This window comes from Streptomyces sp. NPDC059788, from assembly GCF_042732265.1.
Classification (GTDB): domain Bacteria; phylum Actinomycetota; class Actinomycetes; order Streptomycetales; family Streptomycetaceae; genus Streptomyces.
Genome location: NZ_JBHWHY010000068.1, coordinates 38,547 through 47,809, shown reverse-complemented (window position 1 = coordinate 47,809; position 9,263 = coordinate 38,547). Strand labels below are relative to the sequence as shown.

Sequence of the window (9,263 nt, the reverse complement as noted above, 5' to 3'; positions counted from 1 at the left end):
TTGATCGCGTTCAACCCGTCACGCAAGACAGTACGTGACGGGTTGAACGCGTTCAAAGTGCCCCCCCCGGCGGGCTCGGCGCGCGCCTCCCCGGGGCGCCGGCGGGCTCAGCGCACGGTGCCGTCCCACTGCCATTCCGTACGCCGCGGCAGCCCGGGCGGAGCGGCCCGCCCCGTGCACCACAGCAGTACGTCGAACGGGCCGCACCCGGGCGGGGCGGCCGGGGCGTCCGGGAAGAGCCGCGACAGGACCGCGGCGCACAGACCGTCGTCGGGGGCCCAGGTCACACCGAGCGCACGGGTGAGGTCGCGGGTGTGGACGATCAGTTCCGTGACGCCCATGGCGGCGAAACCGGCGGCGTCCGCGTGCCCCCACGGATGCCAGGCGCGGACCTCGTCCGGCGTGTCGCGGACCGTGGACCCGAGGAGCGAGGCCGCGATGCGCAGCCCCTCCAGGCAGGCGGGGACCGGTGCCTGCGGATCGAGGGAGGCGAAGAGGGTGATGTAGCGGTCGGTGGGGCGGGCTATCAGCAGACCCGCGTACCCGGTCAGGCCGAGGGCGAGGTGGTCGAGGGTCTCCCGGCAGGTCCATTCGAGGCCGTCGGCGGGCCGTGCCCAGTCCTGGTCCGCTCCTGTGAGGAGGGCGTCGAGGCAGGCGTCGGTGGCGGCGGCCAGCAGGCCGGGCCAGGCGGCGGCAGGCGGCACCGGACGGGGCGGAGCCGAAGGAGCCGGAGGGGTCACCGGGCGCCCGCCGTGGCCTTGAGAACCTCGATGACGCCCGCGTAGCTGCTGGAGCCGTGGCCCGCGGCGCGGGTCCGCTCCATGGTCGCCTTCAGCAGCTCGGGCAGCGCGTTGTCGATGCCGCGCGCCGCCGCGGCGTGGATGAGGTGGTCGATCGCGGCGATCTGGACGTCCACGGTGGCGTCGTCGCCCGGATAGTGACCGGCGTCCACCTGTGGCGCGTAGGTGGTCAGGAAGCCGGTCACCGCGCTCAGCCAGCGGATCGCCACCGGGGTGAACGCGGTGGCCGGGGTGCCCTCCGCGCCGACCAGCGCGGTGCCGTGCAGCCACCCGGTCAGCGCGGCCCACATCAGGCCGAGCAGCGCCGCGTCGTACAAGGACGCCAGGCCCGGCTCGGTGCCCAGGTGCAGCGGGTCGCCGAGGGCCGCGAGGGTGGCGCGGTGGGAGTCGAACACCTCGCGCGGGCCGCTGTAGAGGAACATCATCTCCGGGCTGCCGACGCCCGGGGGAGTGGTCATGATCGCGCCGTCGAGGTAGTCGGCGCCGTGCGACCGTGCCCACGCGGCGGCCTCCGCGGCCTGTTCCGGCGAGCCGGAGGTGAGGTTGACCAGCGTCCGGCCCGCCAGTGAGTCCGCCACCGGGTCCAGGACGGCGTGCAACGCCGGGTAGTCCAGCACGCAGGCGATGACGAGCGGGCTCGCCGCGACCGCCTCCCCGGGCGTCGCCGCCGCCGTGGCGCCGCGCTCCGTCAGCGCCTCCGCCCTGTGCGCCGACCTGTTCCACACCGTGGTCGCGTGGCCGCGCGCCAACAGCGCGCCGGCCAGCGCCGATCCCATCGAGCCCAGCCCGAGCACCGTCACGGCCGCGCGTCCGGTCTGCATGTGTGTCTCCTCGTCCGTCTGCCGACAGCGCTGGACGCCGGCGGCAATTGATCACTTACGGACCACGCTCGCAGCGCCGGGCCACCGGAACCAGTGACAGTGCTGACGGCCATCACCAAATTCCTGCCAGATCCTTCCCGTACGTATCCTTCGGGGATGAGCGCTGGTTCCGTCGCGGTCGTCGTGACCGAGGAGATCGGGGTCCCCTCCTGGGACCTGTACGAACTGAGCATCCCCTGCACGGTCTTCGGCAAGCCGCAGCCCGACCTGGCCGAGCCGTGGTACGACCTGCGGCTGTGCGGAACGGGGGAGCGGGGCGGCGGGGACGGGCCCGCGGGCACGGCCGGGCTGGCGCTGCGCACGCCGTACGGCCTCGACGACCTCGCCGGCGCGGACACCGTCGTCGTCCCCTCCGTACCCGACCCCTGCGTGGAAGAGGGCAGGCCGCTGCCGCCCGCCCTGATCACGGCGCTGCGCCGCGCCTACGACGCCGGCGCCCGCATGGTGTCCCTGTGCACCGGGGCGTTCGCGCTCGCCGAAGCCGGACTGCTCGACGGCCGCCGCGCCACCGCCCACTGGATGCACACCGCCCAGCTCGCCGAGCGCTACCCGAAGGTGCGGGTCGACGACTCCGTTCTGTACGTGGACGACGGCGACGTCCTCACCAGCGCCGGGCTGACGGCGGGCCTCGACCTCTGCCTCCACCTGGTGCGGCGCGATCTGGGCGCGCACGTCGCCAACCAGCTGGCCCGCCGGATGGTCGTGCCCGCCCACCGGCCCGGCGGACAGGCGCAGTTCGTCGACCTGTCCGTGCCCCCCACCGACGACGGGGGACTGGCCCCGGTCCTGGCCTGGGCGCGTACCCACCTCGACCGGCCGCTGACGGTGGAAGACCTCGCGGAGCGCGCCGCGCTGAGCCCCCGCACGTTCTACCGGCGGCTCCAGGCGGCCACCGGCACGACCCCGCTGCAATGGCTCCTCGACCAGCGCCTGGCGCGCGCCCAGGGTCTGCTGGAGTCGACGGACCTGCCCGTCGAGAAGATCGGCGAACTGAGCGGCCTGGGCACGGCGAACAACCTGCGCCACCACTTCCTCAAGCGCGTCGGGGTGTCCCCGTCCGACTACCGGCGGGCCTTTCCCCGTACGGCACCGGAGGGGCAGCCCGCGGGGTGAGACGGACCGCACCCTCGGCCCCCGTCCCTACGTGTCCACCGCCCCATGCCTCCCCGCCCCCGAAGCGAAGCGCGCCGCGCCCGTCACCGCCTCCGCCAGCACGCCCTGCCCGTGGCGGAGTTCGGCGGCCAGGGCGGCTTCCTCCGGCAAGCCCTCCTGGTCCAGGAGAGAGGCGCGGTCGCTGCGCAGGCACGCCTGCGGGAAGCGGGCGATCGCGGCCGCCAGTTCCTCGGCCTCGGCGCGGGACCGGCCGGGCGCGACCACCCGGTTGGCCAGGCCCATGCCGAGCGCCTCGGCCGCGCCGACCGGCCGCCCGGTCAGCACCATGTCCATGGCGCGGCCGGTGCCGACGATCCGGGGCAGGCGTACCGTGCCGCCGTCGATCAGCGGCACGCCCCAGCGGCGGCAGAACACCCCGAACACCGCGTCCTCCTCCGCCACCCGCAGATCGCACCACAGGGCCAGCTCCAGACCGCCTGCCACCGCGTGCCCCGCGACCGCCGCGATCACCGGTTTGCCCAGGCGCATCCGGGTCGGCCCCATCGGCCCGTCACCGTCCGCCGCGACCCGGTTGCCGCGCCCGGTGCCGATCGCCTTGAGGTCGGCGCCTGCGCAGAACGTGCCGCCCTCGCCCCACAGGACCGCGGCGTGCGCGGTGTCGTCGGCCGCGAAGGCACGGAAGGCGTCGGCCAGTTGTGCCGCCGTCGGGCCGTCCACGGCGTTGCGCGCCGCGGGCCGGGAGAGGATCACGGTCGTCACCGGACCGGCACGCTCGACGCGTACGGTGCGCGGGCCGCCGTCCGCTTCCCCGCCGCTCATCCGGTGGCCTTCGCGGGGGCCTCGGCCTGCGCCCGGTCCAGGACCGCCGTCAGACCGGCCGTGGCGGGCAGGGTCCCGAAGGCGTGCCCCCACTCCCCGTCGAGCCGCGAGGCGCAGAACGCGTCCGCCACCGCCGGGTGGCTGTGCCGTACGAGCAGCGCGCCCTGGAACGCGAGCGCCATCCGCTCCGCCAGCGAACGGGCCGCGCGCTGTGCCTGGTCCGGGTCGCCGAGCGTGCCGAGCATCTTGCGGACTCCCGCGACGGCCGCGTCCAGCCGCCGGTCGGCGCCCGCCGCCGCGTCCACCTCAGCGAAGTACGCGTCCAGCGCGGCCGGTTCCCTGGCGAGCACGCGCAGCACGTCCAGCGCGGCGACGTTGCCCGAGCCCTCCCAGATCGACAGCAGCGGCGCCTCGCGGTAGATCCGCGGCATACCGGAATCCTCCACGTACCCGTTGCCGCCCAGGCACTCCAGGGCCTCCGCCGCATGCGCGCTGCCCCGCTTGCACACCCAGTACTTGCCGACGGCCAGCCCCAGCCGGCGCAGCGCGGCCTCGCCCGCGTCCCCGTCCTGCGCCCGGTCGACGGCGGTCGCCAGCCGCATCGCCAGCGTCGTCGCCGCCTCCGACTCGATCGCCAGGTCCGCCAGCACCGCCCGCATCAGCGGCTGTTCGGCCAGCGCACGGCCGAACGCGTGCCGGTGCGCGGTGTGGTGCAGGGCCTGCCGGAGCCCGGCGCGCATCCCGGCCGCCGAGCCGATCACACAGTCCAGCCGCGTCATGTTGACCATCTCGACGATGGTCCGCACACCGCGCCCCGGCTCGCCGACCGGCCAGGCCACCGCCTCGTCGTACTCGATCTCGGAGGACGCGTTGGAGCGGTTGCCCAGCTTGTCCTTCAGGCGCATCAGCCGCATCCCGTTGCGCGTGCCGTCGGGCAGCACGCGCGGCAGCAGGAAGCAGCTCAGCCCCTCCGCGGTCTGCGCGAGCATCAGGAACACATCGCTCATCGGCGCGGACGTGAACCACTTGTGGCCGGTGACGCGGTACGTGCCGTCGCCGGACGGCACCGCCCGGGTCGTGTTGGCCCGGACGTCCGAGCCGCCCTGCTTCTCCGTCATCGACATGCCCGCGATCAGGCCCGCCTTGGACAGCGGGGGCCGCAGCCCGTAGTCGTACGTACGGGCCGCCAGCAGCGGTTCGTAACGCTCCGCCAGAGCCGGTTCGGCGCGCAGGGCGGGAACGGCCGCGTACGTCATGGAGACGGGGCAGCCGTGCCCCGGCTCGGCCTGCGACCAGACGTAGAACTTGGCCGCGCGCACGAGGTGGGCGCCGGGCCGGGCCTCGGCCCACGGCGCGGCGTGCAGCCCGTGCTCCACCGCCACGGTCATCAGCCGGTGCCAGGCGGGGTGGAACTCCACCTCGTCGATCCGGTGGCCGAAGCGGTCGTGGGTGTGCAGCCGGGGCGGCTGCTCCTCGGCCATCCGCGCCTGCTCCCGCACCGCCTCCGTCCCGGCGAGCGCGCCCAGCTCCCGCACCTCTGGTTCGCCCCACCCGGCGTCCGCGCGGCGCAGCGCCTCCAGCAGGGCCGGATCGTCCGCCGTGCTGAACCCGGTCAGCGGCGGAGCCTGATTCACGACTTCATGGGTGACGGTCATACCGTGGACGTTACAGAAACAGCACACGCGTGGGAAGGCTGTAATAGGGTGCGGGTTTGCGATCACCGGGACCGGCCCAAAACCCGGCCCGCTTAAGGTGGAGGCCGAGCGACGGACTTCGAGGTGACTGAACGTGACGGAACCGGGCCGGACCACCGGGGCGAGTGGCGCGGACCGCGAGGAGGGGGCCCGCGGCAGACGGCGGGTGCCGCTGCTCCTGGCGGTGGCGGGCGCCGCCTACCTGCTCGATCTGGGCAGCAAACTGGCAGTGGTCGCCGAGCTGGAGAACGGCGCCCCCGTCCAGGTGCTCGGCGACTGGCTGGAGCTGCGGGTGCTGCGCAACTCCGGCGCGGCGTTCGGCATAGGCGAGGCGACGACCATCGTGTTCACGGTCATCGCGGTGGCCGTCGCGGTGGTGATCTTCCGCCTGGCGCGCAAGCTCTACAGCACCCCTTGGGCGATCGCGCTGGGCCTCCTGCTGGGCGGCGGGCTCGGCAATCTGACCGACCGCCTCTTCCGCGCCCCCGGCGACTTCCAGGGCGCGGTGGTCGACTTCATCCACGTACGCGGCTTCAGCGTCATGAACGTCGCCGACTGCGCGATCGTCTGCGGCGGCGTCCTGATCGTGCTGTTCTCCTTCCTCGGTTGGGAGATGGACAACAGGGACAAGCCGGAGGGCGAAGGCAGGGCCGGGCCGGAAGGCGGGGGCGAGGGCAAGGCGGGGGAGGCGGCCGTCACCGGTCCGCCGGTGGCCTCCTAGGATTCCGGCCGATGGACCACGACGCCACGGACCACGACGCCATGGACCAGGACACTTCCGTACGCGACGACGCGGCACGCCTCGGCCTGCGGCCGCTCACCGCCCGCTCCATCGTCCTCAGCACCCTCCTCGGCCACCACCCGCCCCGGCTCCCGGCGCGCGCCCTGGTGCGCGTCGGGGAACTCTTCGGCATCGCCGAGGGCACCGTCCGTGTCGCGCTGTCCCGGATGGTCGCGGCGGGCGACCTCCAGCAGGGCGAGGGAGCGTACGGGCTCACCGCGCGCCTGCTGGAACGCCAGGCGCGGCAGGACGAGAGCCGCGCGCCGCGGACCCGGCACTGGGACGGCGCCTGGGAGATCGCCGTGGTCACCGCCGAAGCGCGCCCCGCCGCCGAACGGACCGCGCTGCGCCAGGCCATGGCGCAGCTGCGGCTCGCCGAACTGCGTGAAGGCACCTGGCTGCGCCCCGCCAACCTGGAGCGCACCAGGCCGGCCGTGGTCGCCCGGCAGTGCACCCTGCTCACCGGCGCCCCGGACGGCGACCCGGCGGAGCTGGCACGCGGCCTGTGGGACCTGGACGGCTGGGCGGTACGGGCTTGCGCGCTGCTGGCCGCGCTGTCCGGCGCCGCGTCCCCGGCCGGGCGCTTCACCGTCTCGGCCGCTGTGCTGCGGCACCTCCTCGCGGACCCGCTGCTGCCGGACGCCCTGCTGCCCGCCGACTGGCCGGGCGCCGAACTGCGCCGCCGCTACGACTCCTTCGAGGCGGAGCTGCGGGACCTGCTGCGGCAGTACGTCACGCCCTGAGAGCCCTCAGCGGCCCTCGAAGAGGAAGTCCAGGAAGAGGGTCGCCGACAGGAGCGCCGCGCTGCCGCCCGCCGTGAGCCCGTTACGGGTCATCCGCGCGTCGAGCCGGACGAACGCCTTGCGCCCGCGCGGGGTGCCGAAACCACCCGACGACAGCACGTCGCGCGCGTCCATCTGCACCGACAGCAGACCCTGCGAACCGCCGCGCTGCAACAGCGTGGTGTCGTCGACCGTGGACAGCAGCGCGAGCAGCGCGTCCATCCGGGCCGTCACCTCGGAGGCGCCCGCCGCGCGGGACTGGCGCAGCGCGGGCAGGGCCACGCCGAGCACGTTCGGGAAGCCGGAGCGGGCCTGGCCGACGGCGCCCGGGACGCCGTAGTACTGCCGGGCCCGGCCGCCGGGGGAGCGGCTGGCCGCCGGGGCGCCGCCGTCCGGCAGGCGGGCCAGGGCGGCCGCCGCCTCGCAGGTCTCCACGTCGGAGCGGCAGTTCGTGGCGGCGGCGCCGGCGACCAGCAGCCCCACGGACCAGAGCGCTCCCCGCTTGCCGGACGCGCCGGCGCCCGCCTGCTGGGCGCGCTGCTCGCCCGCCCGGCCCAGGCGCCCGAGCTGCTCGCGCAGCCGCCGGTCCAGCGGTTGGCCCATGGCGGCCTCGGCCATGGAGGCGAAGGGGGCGTGCAGCAGCTCGGCGGTGTGCAGCGCGAGCGGGTCCGGCTTGGGGGCCAGCACCGTCTGCGCCGTACAGGCGGCGACGGCGAGGTCGGCGAGGCGCAACGGGAGGGGACGATCCGGGGAAGGGTGCGGGACCGTATGCAGGACGGGGCGCTCGTGCACCGGCGGCACGTCGCCGCGCGCGGACTCCGGCCGCAGCCTCTTCATGATCGACCGGCCGCGGACCGCAGAACGCGCTGAAGAAGTAGGAGTACCCATCGGATCGCGCTCCCTCCGTGTTACGCCATGCCCTCCCGAAACCCTCCCAAAAGAGTACGGCTTCGCCCGCACGTCCGATGCCCCGCCCCCCCTGGTATGTCCGGTCCGCGCTCCCGCGCCGCGGTGCGGCGCGCCGCGCGGTCGGTCCCCCGTGCCACGCACGCTCTTGGCGCTTCCTCCAAGGCGGCTCGCACATGCAAGGTGCTTTCCCACGGCGTAATTGCAGATGAGAGTACATTTGCCATACGGTGCCGCACATGCAGTCCTACACGATCGGCCAGGCCGCGCGTCTGCTCGGCGTCAGCCCGGACACCGCCCGCCGCTGGGCCGACGCCGGCAAGGTCCCCACCCACCGGGACGAGACCGGCCGCCGGCTGATCGACGGCCGCGACCTGGCCGCGTTCTCCACCGAACTCGCCAAGAACGGCAGCACGGAGGAGGGCGACACCTCCCACACCTCGGTCCGCAACGCCTTCCCCGGCATCGTCACGGCGATCAAGCTGGGCGACGTGGCGGCACAGGTGGAGATCCAGGCCGGACCGCACCGGCTGGTCTCCCTCCTCACTCGGGAAGCGGTGGAGGAACTCGGACTGGAGGTCGGCGTGCGGGCCACGGCCCGCGTGAAGTCGACCAATGTCCATATCGACCGCGCCTGACCCGCCCGTATCCGCGTCCGTCCCCAAGGAGCCGATCCCGATGTCCCGCACCTTCGGCGTCACCCGGCGCCGCGCCACCGCGGCCGCCCTGGCCGTCGCCGTCCTCGCCCCGCTCGCCGCCGCCTGCGGCAGCGGTGACGACTCGTCCGCGGCCGACGGCGGCCAGACCACGATCAAGGTCCTCGCCGCCGCCTCCCTGACCGACGTCTTCGCCAAGGCCGCCGACGCGTACCACAAGGAACACCCCGACACCACGGTCAAGTTCTCCTTCGCGGGCTCCCAGCAGCTCGCCGCCCAGGTCAACCAGGACTTCCCGGCCGACGCCCTGGTCACCGCGGACACCCGGACCATGGACGGGCTGCACGGCAAGACCGGCACGCCGCAGACCATCGCGAAGAACCGCCTGGTCATCGCCACCGCGGACGGCAACCCCAAGCACATCGAGGGCCTGCAGGACCTGGCCTCCTCCAAGAAGCTCAAGGTCGTGCTCGCCGCGCCCGCCGTGCCCGTCGGCCGCTACAGCAAGAAGGTCCTGGACCGGCAGGGCATCACCGTCCAGCCGGTCTCCCAGGAGCAGGACGTGCGCGGTGTGCTGAGCAAGGTGGCGCTGGGCGAGGCGGACGCGGGCATCGTCTACGCCACCGACGCGATGACCGCGCCCGACAAGGTGGACGCCGTCCAGGTGCCGGACGAGCAGAACGCGATCGCCGAGTACCCGGCGGCCACGCTCAAGGTCTCCCAGCACGCCAAGGAGGCCGACGCGTTCGTGAAGTGGCTCGGCGGCGCGCAGGCGCAGAAGATCCTGCGCGACGCGGGCTTCCAGAAGCCGTGACCGTGCCGGGACCCGTC

Annotated in this window: 10 protein-coding genes; 5 read left to right on the top strand and 5 right to left on the bottom strand. The window is 74.3% G+C overall.

The window, feature by feature from the left end; all coding sequences use genetic code 11:
* Positions 1-107 precede the first annotated feature (107 nt).
* Complete coding sequence (locus tag ACFV57_RS38720; RefSeq protein ID WP_385242640.1) at positions 108-704, bottom strand: maleylpyruvate isomerase N-terminal domain-containing protein; 597 nt, start codon at positions 702-704, stop codon at positions 108-110.
* Positions 705-736: 32 nt separating this feature from the next.
* Positions 737-1,621 (bottom strand): NAD(P)-dependent oxidoreductase, encoded by an 885-nt coding sequence (locus ACFV57_RS38715; RefSeq protein WP_385242637.1) that lies wholly within the window; start codon positions 1,619-1,621, stop codon positions 737-739.
* A 156-nt stretch (positions 1,622-1,777) separates the two neighbouring features.
* On the opposite strand from ACFV57_RS38715, the gene ACFV57_RS38710 reads away from it, so the two are divergent.
* Positions 1,778-2,794 (top strand): GlxA family transcriptional regulator, encoded by a 1,017-nt coding sequence (locus ACFV57_RS38710; RefSeq protein ID WP_385242634.1) that lies wholly within the window; start codon positions 1,778-1,780, stop codon positions 2,792-2,794.
* 27 nt (positions 2,795-2,821) lie between these two features.
* On the opposite strand, the gene ACFV57_RS38705 is transcribed toward ACFV57_RS38710, so the two are convergent.
* On the bottom strand, positions 2,822-3,613 hold the full coding sequence (locus ACFV57_RS38705; RefSeq protein ID WP_385242631.1) for a crotonase/enoyl-CoA hydratase family protein: 792 nt from the start codon (positions 3,611-3,613) through the stop codon (positions 2,822-2,824).
* Positions 3,610-5,268 (bottom strand): acyl-CoA dehydrogenase family protein, encoded by a 1,659-nt coding sequence (locus tag ACFV57_RS38700; protein WP_385242628.1) that lies wholly within the window; start codon positions 5,266-5,268, stop codon positions 3,610-3,612. Before ACFV57_RS38700 ends, ACFV57_RS38705 begins: the two co-directional genes overlap by 4 nt.
* A 133-nt stretch (positions 5,269-5,401) precedes the next feature.
* Between ACFV57_RS38700 and lspA the strand changes: the two genes are divergently transcribed.
* Together lspA and ACFV57_RS38690 are read left to right on the top strand one after the other, a co-directional pair.
* Positions 5,402-6,028 carry a signal peptidase II gene (gene lspA, locus ACFV57_RS38695; RefSeq protein WP_385242625.1) on the top strand — a complete coding sequence of 209 codons (627 nt, stop codon included), beginning with the start codon at positions 5,402-5,404 and terminating at the stop codon, positions 6,026-6,028.
* Between the two features lie 41 nt (positions 6,029-6,069).
* A complete protein-coding gene (locus ACFV57_RS38690; protein WP_385242649.1) occupies positions 6,070-6,831 on the top strand; it encodes a PaaX family transcriptional regulator C-terminal domain-containing protein in 762 nt (253 codons plus the stop codon).
* A gap of 6 nt (positions 6,832-6,837) precedes the next feature.
* On the opposite strand, the gene ACFV57_RS38685 is transcribed toward ACFV57_RS38690, so the two are convergent.
* The gene (locus ACFV57_RS38685) at positions 6,838-7,707 is read right to left on the bottom strand and encodes a triphosphoribosyl-dephospho-CoA synthase (protein WP_385242622.1); all 870 of its coding nucleotides are present in this window, start codon (positions 7,705-7,707) and stop codon (positions 6,838-6,840) included.
* Between the two features lie 308 nt (positions 7,708-8,015).
* Between ACFV57_RS38685 and ACFV57_RS38680 the strand changes: the two genes are divergently transcribed.
* Positions 8,016-8,414: a molybdopterin-binding protein gene (locus tag ACFV57_RS38680; RefSeq protein ID WP_385242620.1), complete on the top strand. Its 399-nt coding sequence runs from the start codon at positions 8,016-8,018 to the stop codon at positions 8,412-8,414.
* Positions 8,415-8,454: 40 nt separating this feature from the next.
* Positions 8,455-9,246, top strand: coding sequence for a molybdate ABC transporter substrate-binding protein (gene modA, locus ACFV57_RS38675; RefSeq protein ID WP_385242618.1), 792 nt, complete (start codon positions 8,455-8,457; stop codon positions 9,244-9,246).
* Positions 9,247-9,263: the final 17 nt, after the last annotated feature.